General features: G+C 73.7%; 25 protein-coding genes. 16 read left to right on the top strand and 9 right to left on the bottom strand.

Annotated features, from left to right (window positions below):
- Position 1: 1 nt before the first annotated feature.
- A complete protein-coding gene (locus tag ACIGG8_RS01845; protein ID WP_396544815.1) occupies positions 2-538 on the top strand; it encodes a hypothetical protein in 537 nt (178 codons plus the stop codon).
- Positions 539-659: 121 nt separating this feature from the next.
- Entirely contained in the window at positions 660-1,010 is a 351-nt protein-coding gene (locus ACIGG8_RS01840; protein WP_350521690.1) for a DUF2516 family protein, read from the top strand.
- A 128-nt stretch (positions 1,011-1,138) separates the two neighbouring features.
- On the opposite strand, the gene ACIGG8_RS01835 is transcribed toward ACIGG8_RS01840, so the two are convergent.
- A complete protein-coding gene (locus ACIGG8_RS01835; protein ID WP_396544812.1) occupies positions 1,139-2,644 on the bottom strand; it encodes a SpoIIE family protein phosphatase in 1,506 nt (501 codons plus the stop codon).
- A gap of 239 nt (positions 2,645-2,883) precedes the next feature.
- Between ACIGG8_RS01835 and ACIGG8_RS01830 the strand changes: the two genes are divergently transcribed.
- A complete protein-coding gene (locus tag ACIGG8_RS01830) occupies positions 2,884-3,444 on the top strand; it encodes an O-acetyl-ADP-ribose deacetylase (RefSeq protein WP_396544810.1) in 561 nt (186 codons plus the stop codon).
- Between the two features lie 227 nt (positions 3,445-3,671).
- On the opposite strand, the gene ACIGG8_RS01825 is transcribed toward ACIGG8_RS01830, so the two are convergent.
- Entirely contained in the window at positions 3,672-4,505 is an 834-nt protein-coding gene (locus tag ACIGG8_RS01825) for a class I SAM-dependent methyltransferase (protein WP_350521687.1), read from the bottom strand.
- Positions 4,506-4,742: 237 nt separating this feature from the next.
- On the opposite strand from ACIGG8_RS01825, the gene mshA reads away from it, so the two are divergent.
- Together mshA and ACIGG8_RS01815 are read left to right on the top strand one after the other, a co-directional pair.
- A complete protein-coding gene (gene mshA, locus ACIGG8_RS01820) occupies positions 4,743-6,113 on the top strand; it encodes a D-inositol-3-phosphate glycosyltransferase (protein ID WP_396545225.1) in 1,371 nt (456 codons plus the stop codon).
- Positions 6,114-6,183: 70 nt separating this feature from the next.
- Positions 6,184-6,732, top strand: a complete 549-nt coding sequence (locus ACIGG8_RS01815; RefSeq protein ID WP_396544808.1) for a YbjN domain-containing protein — start codon at positions 6,184-6,186, stop codon at positions 6,730-6,732.
- 28 nt (positions 6,733-6,760) lie between these two features.
- Here the strand turns inward: ACIGG8_RS01815 and ACIGG8_RS01810 are convergent, their stop codons facing one another.
- Positions 6,761-8,083, bottom strand: coding sequence for an MDR family MFS transporter (locus ACIGG8_RS01810; protein ID WP_396544806.1), 1,323 nt, complete (start codon positions 8,081-8,083; stop codon positions 6,761-6,763).
- Between the two features lie 150 nt (positions 8,084-8,233).
- Here ACIGG8_RS01810 and ACIGG8_RS01805 point away from each other — a divergent pair, with 150 nt between their 5' ends.
- Together ACIGG8_RS01805 and ACIGG8_RS01800 are read left to right on the top strand one after the other, a co-directional pair.
- Entirely contained in the window at positions 8,234-8,992 is a 759-nt protein-coding gene (locus tag ACIGG8_RS01805; protein ID WP_350521684.1) for a phosphoglyceromutase, read from the top strand.
- Between the two features lie 265 nt (positions 8,993-9,257).
- Positions 9,258-9,848, top strand: a complete 591-nt coding sequence (locus ACIGG8_RS01800) for a lytic polysaccharide monooxygenase (protein ID WP_396544804.1) — start codon at positions 9,258-9,260, stop codon at positions 9,846-9,848.
- A 108-nt stretch (positions 9,849-9,956) separates the two neighbouring features.
- On the opposite strand, the gene ACIGG8_RS01795 is transcribed toward ACIGG8_RS01800, so the two are convergent.
- Both ACIGG8_RS01795 and phoU read right to left on the bottom strand, forming a co-directional pair.
- Entirely contained in the window at positions 9,957-10,136 is a 180-nt protein-coding gene (locus ACIGG8_RS01795) for a hypothetical protein (protein ID WP_350521682.1), read from the bottom strand.
- A gap of 175 nt (positions 10,137-10,311) precedes the next feature.
- Complete coding sequence (phoU, locus tag ACIGG8_RS01790; RefSeq protein WP_350521681.1) at positions 10,312-11,001, bottom strand: phosphate signaling complex protein PhoU; 690 nt, start codon at positions 10,999-11,001, stop codon at positions 10,312-10,314.
- 306 nt (positions 11,002-11,307) lie between these two features.
- On the opposite strand from phoU, the gene ACIGG8_RS01785 reads away from it, so the two are divergent.
- Positions 11,308-12,783 carry a sensor histidine kinase gene (locus ACIGG8_RS01785; protein WP_396544801.1) on the top strand — a complete coding sequence of 492 codons (1,476 nt, stop codon included), beginning with the start codon at positions 11,308-11,310 and terminating at the stop codon, positions 12,781-12,783.
- A 2-nt stretch (positions 12,784-12,785) separates the two neighbouring features.
- A complete protein-coding gene (locus tag ACIGG8_RS01780) occupies positions 12,786-13,481 on the top strand; it encodes a response regulator transcription factor (protein WP_031069385.1) in 696 nt (231 codons plus the stop codon).
- A gap of 117 nt (positions 13,482-13,598) precedes the next feature.
- Here the strand turns inward: ACIGG8_RS01780 and ACIGG8_RS01775 are convergent, their stop codons facing one another.
- Positions 13,599-14,288, bottom strand: coding sequence for a DUF461 domain-containing protein (locus ACIGG8_RS01775; RefSeq protein WP_396544799.1), 690 nt, complete (start codon positions 14,286-14,288; stop codon positions 13,599-13,601).
- A gap of 427 nt (positions 14,289-14,715) precedes the next feature.
- Here ACIGG8_RS01775 and ACIGG8_RS01770 point away from each other — a divergent pair, with 427 nt between their 5' ends.
- The 7 genes from ACIGG8_RS01770 to ACIGG8_RS01740 all read left to right on the top strand — a co-directional run bounded on the left by ACIGG8_RS01770 (position 14,716) and on the right by ACIGG8_RS01740 (position 21,972).
- On the top strand, positions 14,716-15,198 hold the full coding sequence (locus ACIGG8_RS01770; RefSeq protein WP_014136563.1) for a CarD family transcriptional regulator: 483 nt from the start codon (positions 14,716-14,718) through the stop codon (positions 15,196-15,198).
- Positions 15,199-15,528: 330 nt separating this feature from the next.
- Positions 15,529-16,284 carry a 2-C-methyl-D-erythritol 4-phosphate cytidylyltransferase gene (gene ispD, locus ACIGG8_RS01765; RefSeq protein WP_396545223.1) on the top strand — a complete coding sequence of 252 codons (756 nt, stop codon included), beginning with the start codon at positions 15,529-15,531 and terminating at the stop codon, positions 16,282-16,284.
- Entirely contained in the window at positions 16,274-16,798 is a 525-nt protein-coding gene (gene ispF / locus ACIGG8_RS01760) for a 2-C-methyl-D-erythritol 2,4-cyclodiphosphate synthase (protein WP_396544796.1), read from the top strand. Before ispD ends, ispF begins: the two co-directional genes overlap by 11 nt.
- Before the next feature lie 207 nt (positions 16,799-17,005).
- Positions 17,006-17,401: a PPOX class F420-dependent oxidoreductase gene (locus tag ACIGG8_RS01755; RefSeq protein WP_350521677.1), complete on the top strand. Its 396-nt coding sequence runs from the start codon at positions 17,006-17,008 to the stop codon at positions 17,399-17,401.
- Positions 17,402-17,497: 96 nt separating this feature from the next.
- A complete protein-coding gene (gene cysS / locus ACIGG8_RS01750; protein WP_350521676.1) occupies positions 17,498-18,892 on the top strand; it encodes a cysteine--tRNA ligase in 1,395 nt (464 codons plus the stop codon).
- A 137-nt stretch (positions 18,893-19,029) separates the two neighbouring features.
- Positions 19,030-20,022, top strand: coding sequence for a 23S rRNA (guanosine(2251)-2'-O)-methyltransferase RlmB (gene rlmB / locus ACIGG8_RS01745; RefSeq protein WP_350521675.1), 993 nt, complete (start codon positions 19,030-19,032; stop codon positions 20,020-20,022).
- Positions 20,023-20,382: 360 nt separating this feature from the next.
- Complete coding sequence (locus tag ACIGG8_RS01740; protein ID WP_396544794.1) at positions 20,383-21,972, top strand: DoxX family membrane protein; 1,590 nt, start codon at positions 20,383-20,385, stop codon at positions 21,970-21,972.
- 139 nt (positions 21,973-22,111) lie between these two features.
- On the opposite strand, the gene ACIGG8_RS01735 is transcribed toward ACIGG8_RS01740, so the two are convergent.
- From ACIGG8_RS01735 to ACIGG8_RS01725, 3 genes are all read right to left on the bottom strand, one after another.
- Complete coding sequence (locus ACIGG8_RS01735; RefSeq protein ID WP_396544792.1) at positions 22,112-23,011, bottom strand: NDP-sugar synthase; 900 nt, start codon at positions 23,009-23,011, stop codon at positions 22,112-22,114.
- A 44-nt stretch (positions 23,012-23,055) separates the two neighbouring features.
- Positions 23,056-23,511, bottom strand: coding sequence for a hypothetical protein (locus tag ACIGG8_RS01730; protein WP_396544790.1), 456 nt, complete (start codon positions 23,509-23,511; stop codon positions 23,056-23,058).
- Positions 23,512-23,793: 282 nt separating this feature from the next.
- The gene (locus ACIGG8_RS01725; protein WP_396544788.1) at positions 23,794-24,891 is read right to left on the bottom strand and encodes an ABC transporter ATP-binding protein; all 1,098 of its coding nucleotides are present in this window, start codon (positions 24,889-24,891) and stop codon (positions 23,794-23,796) included.
- Positions 24,892-25,019: the final 128 nt, after the last annotated feature.

The raw sequence follows: 25,019 nt of genomic DNA, 5'->3' as shown, positions 1-25,019 counted from the left end.
CATGCCGATCACCGACGAGATCAAGAAGACCCTCAGCGACCCGACCCCGCTGTACGCCCTGGCCGGCGCCGGGGACCTCGCGTACGAGAAGCTGCGCGAGGTGCCGGGCAAGGTCGAGGCGCTGGCGGCGGACCGCAAGGGCACCCAGGAGAAGGCCGGCGCCAGGCTCCAGGAGGCGCAGTCGCTGCTGATCGGGGCTCCGGCCAAGGTCGGCGAAGCCGTCAACGCCCTGCCCACCGACCTCAAGGCCCTGCAGGAGCGCGCCCAGGGCTTCGCCCTGCAGCAGGTGGGCCGCGCGGTCGAGCTGGCGGTGAAGGCCAAGGAGACGTACGACGAGCTGGCCGAGCGCGGCAAGGTCGTGGTGGAGAAGGCCCGCCCGGCCGCGCCGGCCGCGCCGGCCGAGGCCGCCGAACCGGCCGCGCAGCCGGTGCAGGACGAGCCGGTCGTCGAGGCCGAACCGGTGGCGGACGGGGCCGCCGAGCCGGCGCCGAAGAAGTCCGCCCGGGCTCGCAAGTCCGCCGCCGCCGACGCGGAGTGAGCACGGCCCTCCACGGAGGGCACATCCGGTGGCCACGGAACGTTGACACCCGTGCGGGTGGCCGCCGTGCCAGGATGGACGGCGGTCGTGACGCCGGAATCGAGAGACTGAGGAGATCGTGATGGTCGGAGTGCTCCAGATTCTGGCCTTTTCCTACCTGAACCCGATCTGGTGGGCCACGATCGCCATCCTGGCCTACAAGTTGTTCGCCCTGGTCGACGCGGCCACCCGCCGGGAGGACGCGTACCGGGCGGCGGACAAGAAGACCAAGGGGTTCTGGGTCGCGATCCTCGCGATCTCCTTCGGCTGGGACTTCCTGTTCGGGGTGAACTTCTTCACCGGCATCGGCACGCTGGCCGGTCTGGTCGCCTCGATCGTCTACGTGGTGGACGTCCGCCCCGCGATCCGGGCGCTGACCGGAGGCGGCGGCCGGGGCGGCCGGAGCAACACCGGCCCGTACGGCCCCTGGTAGGCCGGAAAGCGACAACGCAGCGGCCCGGGCGGGGAGTTCACCCGCCCGGGCCGCTGCGTGTCCGGCGCCCCGTCGGTCCGTCGGTCCGCCGGTCCGTCGAGCTGCCGGTCTGTCGAGCTGCCGGCCCGTCAGCCGAGGATCAGCTGCACCGGGTTGCGCTCCAGCAGCAGCACCGCGACGTCGTCGGTCAGTGCGCCGCCGTTCAGCTCCTCGACCTCGGCGATGGCGCTGTCGACCAGCCGCCCCCTGGTCAGCCCGGCGGCCTGGTGGTCGCCGACCAGCCCGGCGAGCCCGTCCTGTCCCAGGCGGCGGGAGCCGGCCCCGACCCGGCCCTCGATCAGGCCGTCGGTGTAGAGCAACAGCCGCCAGCCGGGCCGGAGTTCGATCTCGTGGGCGGGCCAGGCGGCCTGCCCGTCGTGGCACGGCAGCAGGCCGAGCGCGGGCCCGGCGAGGTCGGCGGGCAGGGTGACCGGCTCGTGGTCGCGGCCGAGGAGCAGCGGGGCCGGATGCCCGGCGAGGTAGAGCCGGGCCGTCTCGCCGGTGCCGAGCGAGTCGAGCGCGCTGTCGGAGCCGCCCGGTGCGATGACGAGCATGCAGAGCGTCGCGAAGATCTCGTCGCTGCGCCGCTCGTGCTCCAGCACGTGCTGGAGGGTGGTGAGCAGGGTCTCGCCGGTGAGGCCGGCGAAGACCAGGGTGCGCCACGCTATCCGGAGGGCGACGCCGAGCGCGGCCTCGTCCGGGCCGTGCCCGCAGACGTCGCCGATCACGACGTGGACGGTGCCGTCGTCGGTGCGCACGGCGTCGTAGAAGTCGCCGCCGAGCAGGGCGCGGCGGCGGCCGGGGCGGTAGCGCCGGGTGAAGGAGAGGCCGGCGCCGTCCAGCAGCGGGGTGGGCAGCAGGTGGCGCTGGAGGCGGGCGTTCTCCTGGCCGCGCAGCTCGGCCTCGACGAGGCGTCGCTGCGACTCGTCGGCGCGCTTGCGCTCGACGGCGTAGCGCAGGGCGCGGGCCAGCAGCGGGCCGTCCGTCTCGTGCTTGATCAGGAAGTCCTGGGCGCCGGCGGCGACGGCGGCCGCGCCGAGCTCGGCCCCGGCCGCGTCGGTGAGCACCACGACGGGGATGTGCGGGGCCCGGCGGAGCAGTTCGTGCAGGCCCTCCAGTCCGTCGGAGGAGTCGGACGGGTGCGGCAGGTCGGCCGGTGCGGCGAGGTCGAGCAGCACGCAGCCGAACTCGGGGCCGCGGGAGCGGCCGCGCCGGTTCGCGAGCGCGGGCCGGGCCAGCTGGGCGATGGCCTGGTCGAGCCCGCGGGCCCAGTGGATCTCGATCGAGGTGCCGCTGTCGGCCGCCGCCGCCTTGATCAGCTGGGCGTCCGAGGCGTCGTCCTCGATGACCAGCAGCCGCAGCGGCGCGGCGCCGTCGGCGGGGCCCTCCGGGCCCGGTGCGGGGGCCACCTCGGCGATGTGGGAGGGGTGGGCGGCGTGCGCGGCCCGGAGCGCCTGCGAGCGGGGGTGAGGTATCGGGGGAGCCGTCACCGGGCCGGTCGTGGCCGGGCGTTTGCGGGCATGGCCGACGGGGGCGCCGTGGGCGCCCGGCAGGTCCGCGGCACCAGGTGCCCGCCCGTCTCCCGTTGCGGGCATCGGTGGTTCCTCCCTTTCCCCGACTGCGTAACGGTCGACGTCCGTCCGCAGTGCCCGGCTGGCACCGTGCGTCGGGGAACTTCTCGCGACCATAACGTGATCTCCGGGGATTTCTTCGGCCGACCGGCGCCGTTGTGGTTATTGCCACGCCGGTGGCGGTGTGGTGATCGGACTCGGACGACGGCTCGGATGCCCGGTGCGGCGGCTGCCGCGCGGGGCGGAGAAGGGGGCAGACGGTGGTGACACGGATCACCCTGGTCGAGGGTGACATCACGGAACAGCAGGTGGACGCGGTGGTGAACGCCGCGAACTCGTCCCTCCTGGGAGGTGGCGGGGTGGACGGTGCGATCCACCGCCGGGGCGGGCCGCAGATCCTGGAGGAGTGCCGCCGGCTGCGCGCCTCGCACTGGGGCAAGGGGCTGCCCACCGGGCGCGCGGTGGCGACGACGGCCGGACGGCTGCCCGCCCGGTGGGTGGTGCACACCGTCGGGCCGGTGTACCGGGCGGAGGAGTACGAGGAGCGGGCGGAGCTGCTGGCCTCCTGCTATCGCGAGTCGCTGCGCGTCGCGGCGGAGCTGGGCGCGCGCACGGTGGCCTTCCCGGCCGTGTCGGCCGGGATCTACGGCTGGCCGCCGGCGGACGCGGCCCGGATCGCGCTGGGCGCCGTCGCGGAGGTGCTGGACAGCGGTGACGCGGAGGCGGGCGCGCAGCCGGTGGAGGTGCGGTTCGTGCTGTTCGGGTCGGACATGTACGAGGTGTTCGAGCGGGCCCGGCGGGAGCTGCTCGGGCGGGACGACTGACGGCTGACGGCGGGGCGTGGTGCGCACCGGGCGGCGTGTGGTGTCGCCGCTCGGTCGGGTCCATCGTGGCGTGACGAGGCGTCAACACGCCAGAGATATTCGATAACTCGTTCGAGTGAATGTATCGGGTCGCTCACCAGCTCCCGCCGGCACCGCGGCCCCACGCCCACGCCCACACCCGGGACCGCGGCCGCCACCACCGCGACCGCCACGGGCAGCCGCGGTGCCTACGGGGCGAGCGCCGACCAGGGCACCGTGACCTCGCCCTGCCGCCACCGCCCGCGCGCGTCCACCAGCGGCCAGCTGCCCGCGAGCGCCGTGCAGGCCGCCACCCAGCGCTGCCGGGCCCCGAACGCCCCGTACGGCGCGGCCGCCGCCCAGGCCCGGTCGAAGTCGGCCAGGAAGGCGTGCACCGGCCGGCCCGGCACGTTGTGGTGGATCAGCGCCTTCGGCAGCCGCTCGGCGAGGTCGGAGGGCTGCCCGAGGCCGCCGAGCCGGGCCGCGAAGGTCACCGTCCGGGGCCCCTCGGGGCCGAGCGCGACCCAGACGTGCCGCCGCCCGATCTCGTCGCAGGTGCCCTCGACCAGCAGGCCGTCCGGGGCGAGCCGCGCGCACAGCCGCTCCCAGACCCCGGCCACCGCCGCCTCGTCGTACTGCCGCAGCACGTTGGCCGCCCGGATCAGCCGGGCCGGCGCGCCGCCGTCCAGCGGCACCTCGAAGCCGCCGCGCCGGAAGGTGAGCAGCGGCGGCTCGGCGTACGGCAGCGCGGCCGCGACCCGCTCCGGCTCGATCTCGATCCCGACCACCCGGACGTCCGGCCGCACCGCGCGCAGCCGGGCGGCCAGCTCGACGGCCGTCCACGGCGCGGCGCCGTAGCCGAGGTCCACCGCCACCGGCGGGAGCGCGGCGGCGCGCAGCGTGCGGCCCAGGGTGTGGGCGATCCAGCGGTCCATCCGGCGCAGCCGGTTGGTGTTGGTGGTGCCCCGGGTGACGGTCCCCACCGGGCGCCCGGTCCGCCCGCGGGAGGGCGCGGCGGTCGCGGGGTCGAAGGAGGCAGCCATGCCCAGAAGGGTAGTCGGGGCCCGGCGGCACCGTGCTGACCTGGGGTGATGCCGGTCCGTTCGGCCGGTCGGACGGTCCGGTGATGCTCGTGGGCCGAAGCGGGAATGCCGGGCGCCGCCCGCGTGGTTGGCACACTGGTGGTGATGTGTGCCCGGACGGGGCAGCGCACACCGGACAACGGGCGGCCCGGCGCGGACCGCCTAGACGGGCCGCACAGAGGAGGCTTCAGCCAGGTGATCCAGCACCCCGTCCGTTCGGTACGCCGTGCCCAGTCCGCCGTGCCCGCGCGCGGCCGGCTCCAGTCGCTCGTCCCGGGCCGCCGCAGGCCGCGCCGGATAGCCATGCTCAGCGTCCACACCTCGCCGCTGCACCAGCCCGGCACCGGGGACGCCGGCGGGATGAACGTCTACATCGTCGAGCTGGCCAAGCGCCTGGCCGACCTCAACATCGAGGTCGAGGTGTTCACCCGGGCGATCTGCTCGGACGACGCCCCGACGGTCGAGCTGGCGCCGGGCGTGCTGGTCCGCCACGTCACCGCCGGGCCGTACGAGGGCCTGGTCAAGGAGGACCTGCCGGCCCAGCTCTGCGCCTTCACCCACGGGGTGCTGCGCACGGAGGCGGGCCACCGCCCCGGCCACTACGACCTGGTGCACTCGCACTACTGGCTCTCCGGCCAGGTCGGCTGGCTGGCCGCGCAGCGCTGGGGCGTCCCGCTGGTGCACACGATGCACACCATGGCGAAGGTCAAGAACGCCGCGCTGGCCGAGGGCGACACGCCCGAGCCCGTGGCCCGGGTGATCGGCGAGACCCAGGTGGTGGAGGCGGCCGACCGGCTGATCGCCAACACCACCGAGGAGGCCGCCGAGCTGGCGCTGCACTACTCCGCCCGGCCGGACCAGCTGGCCGTCGTCCACCCCGGGGTCAACCTGGACGTCTTCCGCCCCGCCGGTGCCGCGGCGCCGGCCGCCGCCCGCGCCCGACTGGGCCTGCCGCAGGACGCCGCCGTGCTGCTCTTCGCCGGCCGGATCCAGCCGCTCAAGGCCCCGGACGTGCTGCTGCGGGCGGTCGCCGCGCTGCTGGCCCGCCGCCCCGAACTGCGCGAGCGCCTGGTGGTGCCGGTCGTCGGCGGGCCGTCCGGCACGGGGCTCGCCCGGCCGGAGAGCCTGCACAAGCTCGCCGCCCAGCTCGGCATCTCCGACGTGGTGCGCTTCCACCCGCCGGTCGGCCAGGAGCGGCTCGCCGAGTGGTACCGCGCGGCGACGGCCCTGGTGATGCCCTCGTACAGCGAGTCCTTCGGCCTGGTGGCGCTGGAGGCCCAGGCCTGCGGCACCCCGGTGGTGGCGGCCGCGGTCGGCGGCCTGCCGGTCGCCGTGCGGGAGGGCGAGACCGGCAGCCTGGTGCGCGGCCACGACCCGCTGGAGTGGTCGCACGCCCTGGAGCCGTACGTCACCGATCCGGCGCTGGTGGCCCGGCGCGGTGCGGCGGCGGCCCGGCACGCGGCGGGCTTCGGCTGGGACACCGCCGCCGCGACCACCGCCGAGGTGTACGCCGGCAGCCTGGCCCGCCCGGCCGGTCGGCTGGCCGCCGCCCGGCGCCGGCTCACCTGAGGCCGGGCCCGACGGGCGCCGGCTCACCTGAGGCTGCGCCCGCCCGGTACCGGCGAGTAACGTCACCTTCATGGCAATCCGCACCAAGGACGAGGCCCTGACCCTCCTGCGCACCGCCCTGGACGACGCCGGGGTGGCCTGGGAGCCGGCCGCCACCGACCCGTACACGCTGGTGGCGACCCTTCCGGGCACCCGGAAGCTGAGCACCACCTGCGCCCTGCGGGTGGGTGACCACACCCTGTCGGTGAACGCCTTCGTGGTCCGCCGCCCGGACGAGAACCACGAGGCCGTCTACCGCTGGCTCCTGGAGCGCAACACCAAGCTGTACGGCGTCGCTTACGCGGTCGACGCGCTCGGCGACGTCTACCTGGCGGGCCGGCTGCCGCTGGAGGCGCTCACCCCGGTGGTGGTGGACCGGCTGCTGGGGACGGTGCTGGAGAACGCCGACGAGCCCTTCAACACGCTGCTGGAGCTGGGCTTCGCCTCGGCGATCCGGCGCGAGTGGGAGTGGCGCACCAAGCGCGGGGAGTCCACCCGCAACCTGGCCGCCTTCGCCCACCTCGCCGCCCCGGACGACGCTCGGGACGGCGCTCCGGGCTCCGCCCCGGCCGCCGGCTGACGGCTGACGGCGGGTCGGCCGCCGGGGCTCAGGCGCCCGCGGGGGCCTTCGCGGCCTCCGAGGCGGCCTCCGAGGCAGGTGCCGGGACGGCCTCCGTCGTGGGAGCCGTGACCGCGACGACCTCGCCGGAGCGGGCGGCGACAGCGGTACCGGTCCGCCCGCCCAGCGTCACGTAGCCGACCGCGGCGACCGTGCCGATGACCCCGCACGCGCCCCACAGCGCCCCGCCGCCGGCCCGTTCCAGCAGCACACCGCCCACGGCCGGGCCGAGGAACGAGGCGAGCGACCAGGAGAGCCCGTAGACGCCCTGGTAGCGCCCGCGGGCGTGGGTCGGCGACAACTCGGCGATCAGGCCCATCAGGGTCGGGGTGTAGAGGATCTCGCCGACCGTCCAGACCGCCACCGTGAAGGCGTAGAACCACGCGGACGACCCGGCCAGGGCCGTCATCCCGAATCCCCAGCCGATGAACAGCGAGGCCGCCGCGAGCATGGCCGAGCGGCTGCGGCTCTCCACCCACCGGGTGAGCGGGATCTGCAGCAGCACGATCAGCAGTCCGTTCAGTCCGATGACCAGGCCGTACTCGGAGGACGTGATCCCCTGGCGGTCCATGTCCACCGCGAGGGTGGTGGCGCCCTGCTGCAGCACCAGGGCGAGCAGCAGGGTGAGGCCGACCACGGCCATGAAGCGGCTGTCGCGGAACACCGTGACGAGGCCGACCGTGGGCTCGTCGGCCCTGGCGCCCGCCGGGGTGTCGGGCTTGGTCTCCGGGATCCTGAGGAAGATCACCACGGCGCACAGCACCGTGGAGACCGCGTCCAGCAGGAAGAGCATCAGGTAGCCGTGGGTGGCGATCAGACCGGCGACCGCCGAGGAGAGGCCGAAGCCCAGGTTGATCGCCCAGAAGTTCAGCGAGTAGGCGCGGACCCGGTCGGCGGCGGGGACGATGTCCGCGATGATCGCCGAGATGGCCGGCCGGGTGGCGTTGTTGCAGAACCCCACCAGGAAGGCCACCACCGCGATCGCCACCCGGCCGTCGGTGAAGCCGAGCACGACGGTGAACAGTGCGGTGCCGAGCTGGGCGGCGAGCAGGGTGGGCCGGCGCCCGATCCGGTCGGTCAGCACCCCGGCGACGATCGAGGAGGCCGCCGAGCCCAGGCCGAACAGGGAGGCGACCAGGCCCGCGTAGGCAGGGGAGTACCCGCGGCTGCTGGTGAGGTAGAGCGCCAGGAAGGTGACTACGAAGGCGCCGAGCCGGTTGACCAGGGTCGCGACCCAGAGCCACCAGAACCGGCGCGGCAGTCCGCCCGCCGTCTCCTGGATCATTCGTCGGAACCGGTCGGCGACGAGCATGTGGGGGCTCCCGAGGGCAGGCGTCCGCTGAGCGGCGCGGGCAGGCCCGGTCAGCCGACGCATGTAAGTGGCAGATGCGCGGAGCACACGTTACACAGCTCGGTAAGGTCCCCACCAGGGGTTTTCGGGCCCTCCACTAAGCTGGGGCCCATGGCTGACACGACGTACCGACTCATCCTGCTCCGTCACGGCGAGAGCCAGTGGAACCAGAAGAACCTGTTCACCGGTTGGGTCGACGTCGACCTCAACGAGAAGGGTGAGAAGGAGGCCGCCCGTGGTGGCGAGCTCCTGGCCGCGGAGGGTCTGCTCCCCGACGTGCTGCACACCTCGCTGCTGCGCCGCGCCATCCGCACCTCGCAGATCGCCCTGGACAAGGCCGACCGCCACTGGATCCCGGTCAGCCGCAGCTGGCGCCTGAACGAGCGGCACTACGGTGCGCTGCAGGGCAAGGACAAGGCCCAGACCCTGGCCGAGTTCGGAGAGGAGCAGTTCCAGCTGTGGCGCCGCTCCTACGACACCCCGCCGCCGGTGCTGGCCGACGACTCCGAGTACTCGCAGGCCGGTGACGCCCGCTACGCCGACATCCCGAGCGAGCTGCGTCCGCGCACCGAGTGCCTGAAGGACGTCGTCGAGCGGATGCTCCCGTACTGGTACGACGCCATCGTCCCGGACCTCGCCTCCGGCAAGACCGTCCTGGTCACCGCCCACGGCAACAGCCTGCGCGCGCTGGTCAAGCATCTCGACGGCGTCTCCGACGAGGCCATCGCCGGCCTGAACATCCCGACCGGCATCCCGCTGGTCTACGAGCTGGACGCCGACTTCAAGCCCGTCACCAAGGGCGGCCGCTACCTCGACCCGGACGCCGCCGCGGCGGCCATCGAGGCGGTCAAGAACCAGGGCAAGAAGTAAGCCCGAGCAGCACGCCCGAGAGGGCGAGCAGGCCCCGCCACCCGGTTCGCCGGGGCGGGGCCTTTGCGTTCAACGGGCTTGTCCAGCAGGCGAGTTGGGCGAATCCGAAAATGGTTCAGACCATTGACGGGCGGTGGCGGCGGCTCCTACCGTGAGGGCACCGGGCCGGCGCGGGCATGCCATGGACCTCCCCGTCCGGGCCCGCACCCCCACGTGCGCGTCCGCGCCCCGGCGCACTCTCCATCCACCCCCACGGAGGAGCACCATGCGCACACGTCACATCGTCGGGGCGGCGGTCGCCGCACTGGCGATCCCGCTCACCTTCGCCCTCCCGGCGTCCTCGCACGGGTACATCTCGACCCCGCCCAGCCGGGCCGCGCTCTGCGCCGCGGACGCGGTCGCCTGGGACTGCGGCGATATCCAGTGGGAGCCGCAGAGCGTCGAGGGGCCGAAGGGCTTCCCGTCGGCCGGCCCGTCCGACGGCACCATCTGCGCCGGCGGCAACGCGCGCTTCGCCGAGCTGGACGACCCGCACGGCGGCGCCTGGCCGACCACACCGGTGACGGCGGGCCGACAGCTCACCTTCACCTGGCGGTTCACCGCCCGGCACGCCACCACGAACTTCAAGTACTACCTGACCAAGCCGGGCTACGACGCGAGCCGGCCGGTCACCCGGGCGAGCCTGGAGCTGACGCCCTTCCTGACCGTCCCGTACGGCGGGAAGCAGGTGCCGAGCACGCTCAGCCACACCGCGACCGTCCCGGGCGGGCGCACCGGCCACCAGGTGATCGTCGCGGTCTGGGAGATCGCCGACACCGGGAACGCCTTCTACTCCTGCACCGACGTCACGTTCTGACGCCTGACGCCTGACGCCTGACGCGGGTAAGGCGCGGGTCCGGTGCGGACCGGGCGCGGGCCACCGGGTGCACGGCCGTCGCCCACGGCGGTCGTGCACCCGAGGCCGTCAGTGCCCGCCGCAGCAGCCGCCGTCCGCGCCACCGCACTGGCAGGGCGCACCGGACTGGCAGCCGCAGCCGCAACCCGGGCCGCAGCCGCAGCCGGCGGCGAGGACGGGCAGCAGTTTCGGGGCGGGCGGCTCGACGGTGTCGCGGGCGGGTGCCGGGCGGGTCGGGTTGGCCTTCATCGAGCGTTCCCTCCGTGAAGCGGGCGCACTGCGGCGCCCGATACGTCGAGTGAAACCGCCGGACGGAGGGAGCGTCAACGGGCGCGCGGTGGTGGGGCGTACGGAAGACCGTGCGCCCGCACCACCGCCGCCACGGGTTTACCCGCCCCTCGGGGAGTGGCCCTCGGAACGGGGCTCACTCCGCCGAGCCGGCCTCCGAGGTCTCGGAGGCGGCCACGAACTCGGCCACGTGCTCGCCCGTCACCAGGTACACCACGCGCTTGGCGACCGACACCGCGTGGTCCGCGAAGCGCTCGTAGTAGCGGCCGACCAGGGTGATGTCGACGGCGGTCTCGATGCCGTGGTGCCAGCGCTCGTCGATCAGGTGCGACAGCAGCTCGCGGTGCAGGGTGTCGATGGCGTCGTCGTCCTGCTCCATCTCCAGGGCCTTGTCGACGTCCTTGGTGGCGATCACCAGGCCGGCCTTGGCCACCAGGCGCTGGGCGAGCTGGCCCATCTCCAGGACGGTGGAGTGCAGGTCGCGCGGCACGGCCGTGTCGGGGTAGCGCATCCGCGCGACCTTGGCGACGTGCCGGGCGAGGTCGCCGCAGCGCTCCAGGTCGGCGCTCATCCGCAGCGAGGTGACGACTATCCGCAGGTCGGTGGCGACCGGCTGCTGGCGGGCGAGCAGGTCGATCGCCCGGTTCTCCAGCTCGTGGTGCAACTCGTTGATGTTCTCGTCGGCGGCGATCACGCTCTCCGCCAGCGCCAGGTCCGCGTCGAGGAGGGCGGTGGTGGCGCGGCCGAGGGCGGAGCCGGCCAGCCGGGCCATCTCGACCAGGCTGTCGCCGATCGCATCGAGTTCCTCGTGGTACGCGTCGCGCATGTTCTCTCCTCAGAAGCTGTGTCGGTGGCGGTGCCGACCGGTCGACCCGTCCGACCGCCGTTGCGGCGTCCGGGCGACCGCTGCTGGTGGCGCGCATCGTACGCGCACACCTGAGCCGGTGGCCGTCGAACGGCACACCGGTCTCTCCCACACGGGCTGCCCGGCCAACTTTCCGCCGCCAGGGCGACGCAGCACGGCCAGTGCGGTGAATCGACAGCTACATGAAGGTGAATTCTCGGCAACGTGTGATCGATGCCTTGATCCAGCCCTTGGGGAGTGGCCTGGCCGTGCGCTTACGCTGGCCACATGGACGTGAACGTGGCCGCCGCCGCTGCCTGCGCCATAGCCGGGCTCGGCGTCGGCCTCACCGCCTCCATCGCATTCCGCTGGAGCGAGCGCGAGCAGGCCAGGGGCAAGTACAGCGGCACCAGCGGCAGGAACCACAGCCGGTACCAGGCACTGGGCACCGGCAACCCCGAGCCGCCCCTGCCGCCAGGGGTCGACACCGTGCTCTCCGTGCTGCGCTCCTGCGCGATCGTGCTCGGCGAGGGCGACGAGGTGGTCAAGGCCAGCTCGGCGGCGTACGCGATGGGCCTGGTGCGCGGCGGTGCGGTCGCCGTGGACCAGATGCTCGCGCTGGCCCGCGGCACCCGCCGGGACGGCGAGATCCGCCAGGTCGAGCTGGAGGTGCCCCGACCGGGCGCGGCCCGCGCGGCCGAGCCGCTCGCGGTCTCCGTCCGGGTGGCCCCGCTGGGCTCCCGGCTGGTGCTGGTGCTGGTCGAGGACCAGACCGAGCGGCGCCGGGTGGAGGCGGTCCGCCGGGACTTCGTCGCCAACGTCAGCCATGAGCTCAAGACCCCCGTCGGCGCCCTGTCGCTGCTGTCCGAAGCGGTCGTCGACGCGTCCGACGACCCGGAGGCGGTGCAGCGCTTCGCCGGCCGCATGCAGGTCGAGGCCGCTCGGCTGGCCAGCCTGGTTCAGGAGATCATCGACCTCTCCCGGGTCCAGGACGACCGGCTGATGGTCGACCCCGAGCCGGTCGCGGTGGACGAGCTGATCGCCGAGGCGATCGACCGCTGCCGCCAGCAGGCGGCCGCCAAGCAGATCCTCATCGCGGCGGGCGGCATCGCCGGCCTCTACCTGCACGGCAACCGCGGCCAGCTCGCCGCCGCGCTCGGCAACCTGGTCGAGAACGCCGTCAACTACAGTCCGCCCCGCACCCGGGTGGCGATCGCCACCCGCCGGATCTCCAGCGCCGCGGCGCTCGGGGAGGCTGACGGCGAGCTCATCGAGATCTCGGTCACCGACCAGGGCATCGGCATCTCCGAGAAGGACCGCGAGCGGGTCTTCGAACGCTTCTACCGCGTCGACCCGGCCCGCTCCCGGGCCACCGGCGGCACCGGCCTCGGCCTCTCCATCGTGAAGCACGTCGCCGCCTCGCACGGCGGAACCGTGTCGGTGTGGAGCGTCGAGGGCCAGGGGTCGACCTTCACCCTCCGCCTGCCCGCCGCGCAGGTGCCCGCCGACGAGCCCGACGAGTACGACGAGCACGACGAGCCCGCGGAGCGCGCCGACCACGGCCGTTCCGCCGACCACGACCGGCCCGCCGGGACGGACGCCGAGCCCGACCACGAGCCGCACGCCGCCGCGCCCGCCGCGGCACCCCGGACCCTCACCACGGACCGTACGGCCCACACGGACCGCACCGGCCGTTCGCTCCCCGCCGGGGAGCGGGAACAACACCTGTCAGACACAACCCCGCAGTTTGCCCCGGAGGCTTGATCGTGACCCGAGTACTGGTGGTCGAGGACGAGGAGTCGTTCAGCGACGCCCTCTCGTACATGCTCCGCAAGGAGGGCTTCGAGGTGGCCGTGGCCGCCACCGGCCCCGACGCCCTGGAGCAGTTCGAACGCAACGGTGCCGACCTCGTCCTGCTTGACCTGATGCTGCCGGGCCTGCCCGGCACCGAGGTCTGCCGCCAGCTCCGGGTGCGGTCGAACGTCCCGGTGATCATGGTGACCGCCAAGGACAGCGAGATCGACAAGGTCGTCGGGCTGGAGATAGGCGCTGACGACTACGTCACCAAGCCGTACTCCACCCGGGAGCTGGTCGCCCGGATCCGCGCGGTGCTGCGGCGCCGCGGCGAGGACGGCGGTGCGGGCGACAACGGCGGCGGCCCGGGCGCCCTGGAGGCGGGCCCGGTCCGGATGGACGTGGACCGGCACGTGGTGACCGTGGACGGCGCCAAGGTCGACCTGCCGCTCAAGGAGTTCGACCTGCTGGAGATGCTGCTGCGCAACGCGGGCCGGGTGCTCACCCGCATGCAGCTGATCGACCGGGTCTGGGGCGCGGACTACGTCGGCGACACCAAGACCCTGGACGTCCACGTGAAGCGCCTGCGGGCCAAGATCGAGCCGGACCCGGGCGCGCCGCGCTACCTGGTCACCGTGCGCGGCCTGGGCTACAAGTTCGAGCCGTAAGCCGTAGCCTCCCCTCCTGCGCGTCCTACGCGGAAGGCCCCCGCCGGCAGTCGCCGGAGGGGGCCTTCGCGTCGCTCCGGCGGGCCCGGGCGGGCCCGCCGGAGGCGGTGCACAGGGTCAGTGCGCGGCCGGGACGGCCGGGGTGGTGGCGCCGGCCGGGACGGCCGTGCCGGTGGCCGTGCCCGGGGCGGTGGTGGCACCGGGGGTGGTCGTGGCGCCCGGGGTGGTGGTGGCACCGGCGGCCGGGGCGGTCGCGCCGGGGGTGGTCTTGACGGGCGCGACGGTCGGCGAGGGGGTCGGGCCGTAGCCCTTGTAGAGGCCCTTGCCGTCCGGGCTCACGCCGGCCTGGACGTCGACCTTCTGGCCGTCCTTGAAGGTGAAGGTCGTGGCGGCGAAGCCGCCGACGTGGACGGTGGCGTTGGGGACGGTGGCGGTCGGGTTGCCCTGACCACCGATCGCGACGGCGCCGCCGGCCGGGATGACGAGGCCGGTCAGCGGGGCGCCCGCGGCGTCGGCCAGGGTCGCAGCGGCGGTGTCGACGGTGACGGACTGCAGCTCGGCCGGGACGTCCGAGGTGTTCGCGATGTTCACGACCACGTTGGCGGGCCCGGTGTAGTCGCCGGAGGTGCCCTCCCCGGTGACGACCACGATGTTGTTCAGCTTCAGGTGCGTCCCGATGGTTGCCGCCGCGTTGTCGGGCTTGACCTGCAGGGTGTCCGGCGTGTTGCCGGCGGCGCAGGAGGACAGCGAGGCGATGGCGATGGCGGCGATGGCGGCGATGCTGCCGCGTCGAAGGCTGCGGCTCACGGCGGCGGCTTCTCCTAAGTCACGTGTCGGTAGGTCAGGTCTCAGATTATCGACCTCACTTATGCGCTCCTCACGGGGTGGTCCCCGTGTCGCACTCCCGGGGGCCGCCGGGAGCCGTCCGGCGGTACGTCCGCCATGTCCAGGTCACATCGCGGACAAGCTTCGACCAAAATCGAATAACGATTGGGCCGCGACCGGAAAAGGGGTGAAAGCTCAAGATCCAATCATGGTTGCGGGGGTGTTGCGCAAGGGTTTCGTCGAACCCCGGAACCGCCTCCGACCTGCGGGAAGCCCCTCTCGAACACCGGTCGCAGCACGTCATGGGGGTGCTTGTCAAGCCCCGAGACCTGCCCTGACCTGCGAAAACGCCCTTCGGGTGCGCCGAGAAGCGTGTTATTCTGGAAAGCCACGGAAGGGGTCCTGTCACATGACGTTCAAGGTTGGCGACACGGTGGTCTACCCCCATCACGGGGCCGCGCTGATCGAGGCCATCGAAACTCGCCAGATCAAAGGTGTGGACAAGACCTACCTGGTGCTCAAGGTGCAGCAGGGAGACCTGACGCTCCGCGTGCCCGCCGAGAACGCGGAGTTCGTCGGCGTGCGCGATGTAGTCGGCCAGGAGGGTCTGGACCGGGTCTTCGAGGTGCTGCGCGCACCGTACACGGAAGAGCCGACCAACTGGTCCCGCCGCTACAAGGCGAACCTGGAGAAGCTCGCCTCGGGCGACGTTATCAAGGTCGCCGAGGTTGTGCGCGACCTCTGGCGTCGCGAGCGCGAGCGCGGCCTCTCGGCCGGCGAGAAGCGGATGCTCGCGAAGGCGCGCCAGATCCTCGTCAGCGAGCTCGCGCTGGCGGAGAACACCAACGAGGACAAGGCGGAAACGCTGCTCGACGAGGTCCTCGCCTCGTAGCGCACGCGTCACCGCATGCGGTCGGGCTGCCGCCCAACGCTCACAGCGCCCGGTGCCGGCGCGCCGCTCCTCGGACGAACCGTCCGGGAGTGGTGCAGTGGCACTCCGGGCGCTGAGGCGTGTCCGGACGACGCCTCCCGCCCGGGCCCACCGAACCGGCCGGGGCCTGTGGGACCGTTCCCGTACCCGCCCTTTCGCGGATCTCCCGCGGAGCGCGGACACGGGTCCTGCGGAGCTGTGCGGCGGGCAGCGGACCGTGGTTCTTCGGAAGGGGCCCTTGCGCCCGCCGGGCACGCCATGGCCATACCCACTTCGCCGAAGGAGTGAAACCTGAACGCGTCAGCAGCAGTCGCAGCAGCAGTGGTGCCCGCCGCCGGGCGCGGTGAGCGCCTGGGCCCCGGGGCCCCGAAGGCCCTGCGGGAGCTGGGCGGTGTGCCGCTCCTGGTGCACGCCGTCCGGGCACTGGCCCGCAGCCGGGCGGTCGGCCTGGTCGTGGTCGCCGCACCCGCCGACGGGGTGGCCGAGGTGGTCGCCCTGCTGGACAGCCACGGGCTGGACGGCAAGGACATCCGCGTGGTGGCCGGCGGCGCGACCCGCCAGGAGTCGGTCCGGCTGGGCCTGGCCGCGATCCCGGAGGACGTGGAGATCGTCCTGGTGCACGACGCGGCCCGTCCGCTGGTGCCGGTCGAGGTGGTGGACGCCGTCGCGGCCGCCGTGCGGGCCGGGGCGCGGGCCGTGGTGCCCGCGGTGCCGCTGGCCGACACCGTGAAGCGGGTCGAGCCGAACCCGGGCGGCCCCGAGCCGGTGCTCGACACGCCCGAGCGGTCCACCCTGCGCGCGGTGCAGACCCCGCAGGGCTTCGACCGCGCCACCCTGGTCGAGGTGCACGCCAAGGCGCTGGCCGAGGAGAGCGCCGGCGCCGCCGGCGCACCGCCGGTCACCGACGACGCCGGCCTGGTCGAGCGCTACGGCGACCGGGTCGTCGTGGTGCCCGGCCACGAGGAGGCGTTCAAGGTCACCCGTCCGTTGGACCTCGTGCTCGCCGAGGCCGTACTCGCCCGCCGGAGGGCCGCTGATGCCTACTGACCCGCAGACCCCCGCCGCCCCCGGCGCCCCCGCCGTCGTGATGCCCCGCGTCGGGATCGGCACCGACGTGCACGCCTTCGAGGCCGGCCGCCCGCTGTGGGTCGCCGGTCTGGAGTGGCCGGACGCCGGGGTCGGGCTGGCCGGGCACTCGGACGCCGACGTGGCCGCGCACGCCTCCTGCGACGCGCTGTTCTCGGCCGCCGGGATCGGCGACCTGGGTGCCCACTTCGGCACCGACCGCCCGGAGTGGTCCGGCGCCTCCGGGGTGAAGCTGCTCGGCGAGGCGGCCCGGCTGGTCCGCGAGGCGGGCTTCGAGATCGGCAACATCTCGGTCCAGGTGATCGGGGTCCGGCCGAAGATCGGCAAGCGGCGGGCCGAGGCGCAGGCCGCGCTGTCCGAGGCCGCCGGTGCGCCGGTCTCGGTCTCCGGCACCACCACCGACGGCCTGGGCCTGACGGGCCGGGCCGAGGGGCTGGCCGCGATCGCCACCGCCCTGGTGTACGAGCGGCGTTGAGGCCGGCCGGTCGGGCGGACCGGTGGGGCGGACCGGTGGGGCGGTGGTCGGGCGGACCGGTGGGGCGGGCGGGGCGCGGAGGAAATCCGCACCTGACGGGTGTTCACCAGCTGGCGCGGGGGCCCGAGTCGATACTGTTCGGCTTCGGGCCCGCGCGGGGCTTCCCCCTCGGGCCGTTACCGCCGCCGACGAGATGAGGTTCGCCAGATGACCGCCCAACTCTCCGACCGTGCCAAGGCGTTGATCGACGGCAAGAGCTTCGCCGTGGTCTCCACCATCCAGCCCGACGGCAGCCCCCAGTCCTCGGTGGTCTGGGTCAAGCGGGACGGCGACGACATCCTGTTCTCCACCGTCGAGGGCCGTCGCAAGCACCTCAACCTGGTGCGGGACCCGCGCGTCTCGATCCTGCTCAACCCGGCGGACAGCCCGTACGAGTACCTGGAGGCGCGCGGGGAGGTCACCATGACCACCGAGGGCGGCCGGGACCTCATCGACGAGCTGGCCGCCAAGTACCGCGGGGTGGACAAGTACACCTGGGACGGCCCGGACGACGTCCGGGTGATCGTGCGGCTCACCCCCCGCAAGGTGGTCGGCAGCCTCTGATCCGTTCCGCCCGCGACCTGCCGTTCCCCGGGATCGTGCACCCCCGTCCCGGGGAATGTGGCGGGGCACCCCCCGCTGCCCACTACGCTTGACGCTGTGAGCATTCGTCTGTACGACACCAGCACCCGCCAGGTACGCGACTTCGTCCCGCTTGTACCGGGTTGTGTCTCGATCTACCTGTGCGGCGCTACCGTCCAGTCGGCGCCTCACATCGGGCACATCCGTTCCGGGCTCAACTTCGACATCATGCAGCGGTGGTTCGCCTACCGCGGCTACCAGGTGACCTTCGCCCGGAACGTCACCGACATCGACGACAAGATCATCGCCAAGGAGCGCGAGCTCGGCACGCCGTGGTGGCAGATCGCCTACGAGAACGAGCGCGCCTTCAACGACGGCTACACCGCGCTCGGCTGCCTGGCGCCGACCGTCGAGCCGCGGGCCACCGGGCACATCCCCGAGATGATCGAGATGATGCAGGGCCTCATCGAGAAGGGCCACGCCTACGCGGCCGACGGCAACGTCTACTTCGACGTGAAGTCCTACCCGGACTACCTCGCGCTCTCCAACCAGAAGCTGGACGACCTGCGCCAGCCGAGCGGCGAGGGCGAGACCGGCAAGCGGGACCAGCGCGACTTCGCGATGTGGAAGGCCACCAAGCCCGGCGAGCCGAGCTGGGAGACCCCGTGGGGCCGCGGCCGTCCGGGCTGGCACCTGGAGTGCTCGGCGATGGCCCACAAGTACCTGGGCGCGGCCTTCGACATCCACGGCGGCGGGCTGGACCTCATCTTCCCGCACCACGAGAACGAGATCGCCCAGTCCAAGGCCTACGGTGACGACTTCGCCGCCTTCTGGGTGCACAACGCCTGGGTCACCATGGCCGGCGAGAAGATGAGCAAGTCGCTGGGCAACTCGGTGCTGGTCTCCGAGATGGTCCGTGCCTGGCGGCCGATCGTGCTCCGCTACTACCTGGCGGCTCCGCACTACCGCTCGATGATCGAGTACAGCGAGGAGTCGCTGCGCGAGGCCGAGGCCGGCTTCGGCCGGATCGAGGGCTTCGTCCAGCGCGCCGTCGAGCGCTGCGGCACGGTCGACGCGGCGCCCGAGGTGCCGCCGGCCTTCGCCGAGGCGATGGACGACGACTTCGGTGTGCCGCAGGCGTTGGCCGTCGTGCACACCGCCGTCCGCCAGGGCAACAGCGCCCTGAACGCGGACGACAAGGAGAGCGTGGTGGCGCGACTGGCCGAGGTCCGTGCGATGCTCGGAGTGCTGGGCCTCGACCCGCTCGACCCGCAGTGGGCCGGGACGGACCGCGGCGAGGACCTGCACGGTGTGGTCGATTCGCTGGTCCGCCTGGTCCTGGACCAGCGGCAGGCGGCGCGCCAGCGCAAGGACTTCGCCACCGCGGATGCCATCCGCGACCAGCTCGGCCTGGCCGGGCTGGCCATCGAGGACACCCCGTCCGGCCCGCGCTGGACGATCAACAGCCAGTAACCCCATCTGACGATCGGGGTGATGGGTGGGCCGTGCCGCACCGGTGCGGCCCTCCCGCATGACGTAGCGCATGCCGTCGGCCGCCGCCGGACAGAAGCGGGGCGGCCGGGCATGCCGGACAGACAGGAAGTACAGCCATGGCCGGCAACAGCCAGCGCAGGAACCGCCGCAACCCCGGATCGAAGAAGGGCGCGTCTGTCGGTACCGGCGGGCACAGCCGGAAGGCGCTCCAGGGCAAGGGCCCGACCCCTCCCGGCGCGGAGCGCAAGGGCCACCCGAAGCAGCGCGCCGCCAACGCCGCGATCAAGCGCGAGCGGGACGCCAAGGCCCGCGCCGGCATGCGCCGGGCCGGTGCCGGCGGCCGGGGCGGCCGCGGCGGCGCGGGCAGCGCCGAGCTGGTCTTCGGCCGCAACTCCGTCGTCGAGGCCCTGCAGGGCGACGTGCCGGCCAACGCGCTGTACGTCCAGCAGTTCATCGACACCGACGACCGCGTCCGCGACGCCTTCCAGGCCGCCAACGACCGCGGCATCCCGCTGATGGAGGCCCCGCGCGCCCAGCTGGACCAGATGACCGGCGGGATGAACCACCAGGGCCTGGTGCTCCAGGTCCCGCCGTACGAGTACGCGCACCCCGACGACCTGCTGGCGGACGCCGCCGACGCCGGCCAGGACGCGCTGATCATCGCCCTGGACGGGGTCACCGACTCCCGCAACCTCGGCGCCGTGGTCCGCTCCGCCGCCGCCTTCGGCGCGCACGGCGTGGTCATCCCCGAGCGCCGCGCGGCCGGCATGACCGCCGGTGCCTGGAAGACCTCCTCCGGCGCCGCCGCCCGGCTGCCCGTCGCCCGGGCCACCAACCTGACCCGCACCCTGGAGGCCTACCAGAAGGCCGGCCTGATGGTGGTCGGCCTGGCCGCCGACGGCGAGGCCGAGCTGGGCGACCTGGAGCTGCTGACCGGCCCCGTGGTGGTCGTCGCGGGCAGCGAGGGCAAGGGCCTGTCCCGGCTGGTCTCGGAGACCTGCGACATGCGGGTGCGGATCCCGATGTCGGGCCTGACCGAGTCGCTGAACGCCGGTGTCGCGGCGGGCATCGTGCTGTACGAGGCCGCTCGGCTGCGCGCCAAGCGCTGAGGCGGCCGGAGCGGCTGCGGAGGCGGTCGGGAAGGTGGCGGTGCGCGTCGGGCCCTGAGCACGGGTGACGGGCCGGGCCCTGAGCGCGAGTGGCGGGCGCGGCCCTGAGCACGGGTGACGGCCGGGGCGCAGGCGATCTTCCGAATTGCCCGCAGTCCGAATGGAAGGCGATCGGGTCCGACCGGGCCCGATCGCTTTTTTCATGATCACTTCAAGTGTGCGCCGGACATCCACCCGGGAGAGTGTCCTAAGCGGCCGTCACCCGGTTAGACGGGCGTGGACACCAGAACACCTCGGCGCCCCCTGTTCGGCGGCGGCAGTACCGGGATAGACGCGGGCCCCGGTCTCAACACGGTCAAGGTGGAGTCGGACCCCGCGCGGCTCAGCAGCACCCAGGCGAGCTTCCGGCTCCGGCTCGGCGCGCCGGTGGCGCCGCTGATCGATGCACCGGTCGGACTGCTGTCCACCGGCGCCGCGTTCGGCGACCCGTACGCCAACCAGGGCCTGATCCGCCGTCCGCTGGTCACCCCGCAGGTCGTCGTGCCCGCCTCCGCCGTCCCGGCGCTGGCCGGGGCCGTGGCCGGTGGCGCACAGCGCCGCAAGGGCCGGGTCACCGCCGTCACCTGGACCGGCCAGGCGCCCCCCGGGGACCTCGCGGCCACCCAACTGCTGGAGGCCGTGCGCCACGGCGGAGCGCCGGGGCGCGGCGGCGTCGGCCTGGCCGAGGCGGACACCCAGGTGATCCCGTCCCTGGCCGGCGCCCGGACCGTCCCGCGCCAGCCCCGGGAGGGCAACGGCACCGCCACCGACGCCGGCGTCGGCCCGGTCGGCGAGCCGCACGGCTGGACCCCGAGCGGCGAGCTGCCCGAGGTCTCCGCCGCCGACGCCGAGGGCCGGCAGCCCTGGTACCCGGGCCGCCGGGTCGACCTCGGCCTGGTGCTGCTGCCGCTGCGCGCCGTCCTCGGCTCGCTCTCGGTCTACGCCGGGTTCAGCAAGCTGTGCGACCCGGTGTACTTCGACGGCGGCGAGCGCGGCTCGATGATGCGCTGGCTGTCCTCGCTGCACCCCTGGAAGGTCGCCGAGCCGCTCCTGGCCTTCGCCATGGCGCACCCGGTGGGGGCCGGCCTGGTCGTCTCGTTCACCGAGATCGTGGTCGGCGTGCTGACCGTCCTCGGCCTCTGGCAGCGGCTCGCGGCCGGGGCCGCGATGGTGCTCTCCGCCGCGCTGCTGTTCACCGTCAGCTGGCGGGCCGTACCGGTCTACGACACGCCCGACCTGATCTTCCTCGCGGCCTGGAGCCCGCTGCTGATCGCCGGGGCCCCGTTCGCCTCGCTGGACGGCCGGCTCAACCTGGAGGCCTGGCGGCGGTTCGGCGCGGACGCCTCCGGGGCGCTGCGCCGCCGGGTGCTGCGCCGGGGCGCGATGGTCACCACGGTCGTCGTCGGCCTGACCCTGCTGCTCGGCTCGATGCTCGGCGCCGCCGTCCGCACCGGCGCCCGCGCGCACGAGGCACCGACCCGCCCGGCCACCGACTACGGCACCCCGGTGTGGCCGTCCGGCAGTCCGTCCGGTGCCCCGGCCGGCAAGGGGCCGTCCACCACGCCCTCGCCCGCCGCCCCGCGCCCGGCCACCCCGACGCCGAGCGCGACCACCCCGTCCACCGCGCCGACCTCCAAGCCGGCCACCCCGACGCCGAGCGGCAAGGGGCACTCCGGCAAGTCGGAGACCGGCGGGGGCTCTTCCCCGGCGACCGGCGCCCCGTCCGCCGGGGCGGGCGGCTCCGCGCCCGCCCAGCGCAGCACCCCGGGCCCCGGCGGCTCGGGCTCGGCGCCCAAGTCCAGCCCGAGCTCCGGCCCCGGGCTGCTCGGCGGGGTGCTGGGCAGCGCGCCGCTGGCCGACCTGTCGGGCGACGGCCGCGCTTCCCGTCCGGGGGCGCCGACGGCGACCTGAGGCTGCTGACGCGTCGGTCGGCCGGGGGCTCCGCGGGGGAGCACCCGGCCGACCGGCGTTTCCCGGCGCCGTGGTCGGTGCTGCAGTCGCCGTCGGTGCGGTGGCTGCCGGTGGTGCGGCGGCCTCTGGGCTTCGGTCGCTACTGGGGAGTGCGGCCGGCGCCGGCGGCGAGCTCCTTGGCCGCTTCGGTGAGGTCCTTGGCGGTGTCGATCGCGCGCCAGTACACGCCCTGCGGCAGCTGGTAGCCCGCCAGCCGCTTGCCGCGGGCGAGTTGGGGGAACGTGGTGCGCTCGTGGTCGCCCACGTCCGGCAGCAGCTCGGCGAACTCCGGGCTGAACACGTACAGGCCGGCGTTGATCAGGAAGGGCGAGGGCGGCGCCTCGATGAAGTCCAGCACGTTGCCGAACTGGTCGGTCTCCACGGCGCCCCACGGGATCCGCGGCCGGGCCAGCGCGAGCGTCGCGACGGCGTCCCGCTCGTGGTGGAAGGCGGCCATCTCACGCAGGCTGAAGCGGGTCCAGATGTCGCCGTTGGTGGCGTACCAGGGCTCGTCCGGGCGGGGCAGCGCCCTGGCCGCGTACTTGAGCCCGCCGCCGCGCCCGAGCGGCTCCGCCTCGACCACCGTACGCACTTGCAGCGGCAGGTCCGCCTTGCCCAGCCACTCCTCCAGCACGTCGGCGAGGTGCCCGCAGGAGATCACCACGTCGGTGACGCCCTCCTCGGCCAGCCAGGCCAGCTGGTGGCCGAGGATCGGCGTGCCGGTGCCCGGGATCTCGACCAGCGGCTTCGGGCGGTCGTCCGTGTAGGGGCGCAGCCGGGAGCCCTGGCCGCCGGCCAGGATGACGGCCTGGGTGACCGGCGTCGAGGTCGGCCGGGGCGGGAGGGACTGCGGGGAGCCCTGGGGCTGCGGAGCGCTCGGGGAGCCCGGGGAGCCCCCGGAGCCCGGGGCGTCCGCGGAGCTCTCGGAGGGCGAGGTGCCTTGGGACAGCCGGGAGTTGGGGGACGCGGGGTCGGCGGTGGGGCCGGAGTCAGCGGTCATGTCTGAACGATAGGCCCGCCGCCCCGGCCACGGACCGGCGAGCGTCAGCCCGTCACACCCGCCGCGAACGCCCCGTCGCAGACCGGACGGGCGAAGGAGCGGGCCCGCTGGACGTCGCCCTGGTACTTGCGCACCGCGGCCTTGCCCAACTCGGTGGCCAGCGAGGTGCAGTACGGCGTCAACGAGGGCTGCTCGCGCATCGAGCGCTCCAGCAGGTCCAGCGCGGCGGACGGGTTCTTCGCCCGCAGTTCGTCCAGCAGGACCACCCGCAGGGACTCCTGCGGGGCGAGCCCGTCGGCGGGCTTGGCCGCGGTGGCGGCCGCGCTGTCGGAGCGCCCGATCCCGGCGCCGTCGCCGCTGGACGCCGCCACGACCTGCTGGTCGAGCCCGGTCGGCGGGGCCCACGGGACCCGGGTCACGGCGAGGGTGCCGGTGGTCACCAGGACGACCGGCAGGGTCAGGGCGACGGTCTGGCCGATACGGCGCACAAGCTGCTTCACCCTCAGGAGAGTAGCGGTGGGTACGGGGTGGATCGCCCTCCGTTACACCATCGAGTGACACGGTGTCCGGGTTCGTCCCCGCGCCGTGTTGACGCCGGGGGTACGGGCGGAGCCCGCCGGACCGGGGAGGGTCCGACGGGCTCCGGTGGGTTCGCTCGCTGATCGCTCGCTTGCGGGGTCCGCTCGCTGATCGCTCGCTTGCGGGGTCCGCTCGCTGATCGCTCGCTTGCTGCGTCCGCTCGTTGCGTTCGTGCGTGGCGTCCGCTCGCGGGGCGGGCTGCGTCAGTCGCAGACGCTCAGGCGCTTGCCGGTGCTGGTCGCGAAGACGTGGACCTCGTTGGCGATCGGCACCACGTGGATGGTCTCGCCGCGGGCCGGGATCTGGCGGCCGGGGACGCGGACGACCAGCTCCTTGTCCTCGCCGCCGATCTTGGTGGTGCCGTAGACGAAGCCGTCCGAGCCGAGCTCCTCGACCACGTTCACGGTCACCGCGACGCCCTCGATGCCGCCCGAGGGGACGATCTCGAAGTGCTCGGGGCGGATGCCGACGGTCACCGTCTTGTCGGTGCCGGCGCCGGCCAGGTTCTCGCGCGAGATGTTGACGACCGAGCCGCCGAACTTCACGCCGCCGTCCACCAGCGGCACCTCGACCAGGTTCATGGCCGGCGAGCCGATGAAGCCGGCCACGAACAGGTTGGCGGGCTTGTCGTACATGTTGCGCGGGGTGTCGACCTGCTGCAGCAGACCGTCCTTGAGTACCGCGACCCGGTCGCCCATGGTGAGCGCCTCGGTCTGGTCGTGGGTGACGTACACCGTGGTGATGCCCAGGCGGCGCTGCAGGCCGGCGATCTGGGTACGGGTCGAGACGCGGAGCTTGGCGTCCAGGTTCGACAGCGGCTCGTCCATCAGGAAGACCTGCGGCTGGCGGACGATCGCGCGGCCCATCGCGACGCGCTGGCGCTGACCGCCGGAGAGCGCCTTCGGCTTGCGGTCCAGGTACTCGGTGAGGTCGAGGATCTTCGCGGCCTCCTCGACCTTGGTGCGGATCTCCGACTTGTTCACGCCGGCGATCTTGAGCGCGAAGCCCATGTTCTCCGCGACGGTCATGTGCGGGTAGAGCGCGTAGTTCTGGAACACCATCGCGATGTCCCGGTCCTTCGGCGGCAGGTGCGTGACGTCCCGGTCACCGATCCGGATCGCGCCGCTGTTGACGTCCTCCAGACCGGCCAGCATGCGCAGGCTGGTCGACTTGCCGCAGCCCGAGGGGCCGACCAGCACGAGGAACTCGCCGTCCGCGATCTCCAGGTCCAGCGCGTCCACCGAGGGCTTGTCGGCCCCGGGGTAGATGCGGGTCGCCTGGTCGTACGTGACAGAAGCCATGGTTGTTGCTCTCCTTCACCGGCAGGAACGTGCCGGACGATCCGAGTAAAGGGGGGGTGTAGTTGTCCGTCGTCCCGTCAGTGGTCTGAACCACCACACGAAGCCGACTCCCGGCGACGCTACCTGCG

It is taken from the genome of Kitasatospora sp. NPDC085464 (assembly GCF_044541955.1).
GTDB lineage: Bacteria > Actinomycetota > Actinomycetes > Streptomycetales > Streptomycetaceae > Kitasatospora.
This window is presented reverse-complemented; position numbering and strand designations above follow the sequence as displayed.

Coding starts and splice junctions, on each gene's coding strand:
- ACIGG8_RS01735 (WP_396544792.1), bottom strand. CDS start 23,011: ATGACCGCTGACTCCGGCCCCACCGCCGACCCCGCGTCCCCCAACTCC.
- ACIGG8_RS01835 (WP_396544812.1), bottom strand. CDS start 2,644: ATGCCCGCAACGGGAGACGGGCGGGCACCTGGTGCCGCGGACCTGCCG.
- ACIGG8_RS01725 (WP_396544788.1), bottom strand. CDS start 24,891: ATGGCTTCTGTCACGTACGACCAGGCGACCCGCATCTACCCCGGGGCC.
- ACIGG8_RS01845 (WP_396544815.1), top strand. CDS start 2: ATGCCGATCACCGACGAGATCAAGAAGACCCTCAGCGACCCGACCCCG.
- ACIGG8_RS01800 (WP_396544804.1), top strand. CDS start 9,258: ATGCGCACACGTCACATCGTCGGGGCGGCGGTCGCCGCACTGGCGATC.
- ACIGG8_RS01825 (WP_350521687.1), bottom strand. CDS start 4,505: ATGGCTGCCTCCTTCGACCCCGCGACCGCCGCGCCCTCCCGCGGGCGG.
- phoU (WP_350521681.1), bottom strand. CDS start 11,001: ATGCGCGACGCGTACCACGAGGAACTCGATGCGATCGGCGACAGCCTG.
- ACIGG8_RS01815 (WP_396544808.1), top strand. CDS start 6,184: ATGGCAATCCGCACCAAGGACGAGGCCCTGACCCTCCTGCGCACCGCC.
- ispF (WP_396544796.1), top strand. CDS start 16,274: ATGCCTACTGACCCGCAGACCCCCGCCGCCCCCGGCGCCCCCGCCGTC.
- ACIGG8_RS01805 (WP_350521684.1), top strand. CDS start 8,234: ATGGCTGACACGACGTACCGACTCATCCTGCTCCGTCACGGCGAGAGC.
- ACIGG8_RS01770 (WP_014136563.1), top strand. CDS start 14,716: ATGACGTTCAAGGTTGGCGACACGGTGGTCTACCCCCATCACGGGGCC.
- ACIGG8_RS01840 (WP_350521690.1), top strand. CDS start 660: ATGGTCGGAGTGCTCCAGATTCTGGCCTTTTCCTACCTGAACCCGATC.
- ACIGG8_RS01795 (WP_350521682.1), bottom strand. CDS start 10,136: ATGAAGGCCAACCCGACCCGCCCGGCACCCGCCCGCGACACCGTCGAG.
- ACIGG8_RS01785 (WP_396544801.1), top strand. CDS start 11,308: ATGGACGTGAACGTGGCCGCCGCCGCTGCCTGCGCCATAGCCGGGCTC.
- ACIGG8_RS01755 (WP_350521677.1), top strand. CDS start 17,006: ATGACCGCCCAACTCTCCGACCGTGCCAAGGCGTTGATCGACGGCAAG.
- ACIGG8_RS01810 (WP_396544806.1), bottom strand. CDS start 8,083: ATGCTCGTCGCCGACCGGTTCCGACGAATGATCCAGGAGACGGCGGGC.
- rlmB (WP_350521675.1), top strand. CDS start 19,030: ATGGCCGGCAACAGCCAGCGCAGGAACCGCCGCAACCCCGGATCGAAG.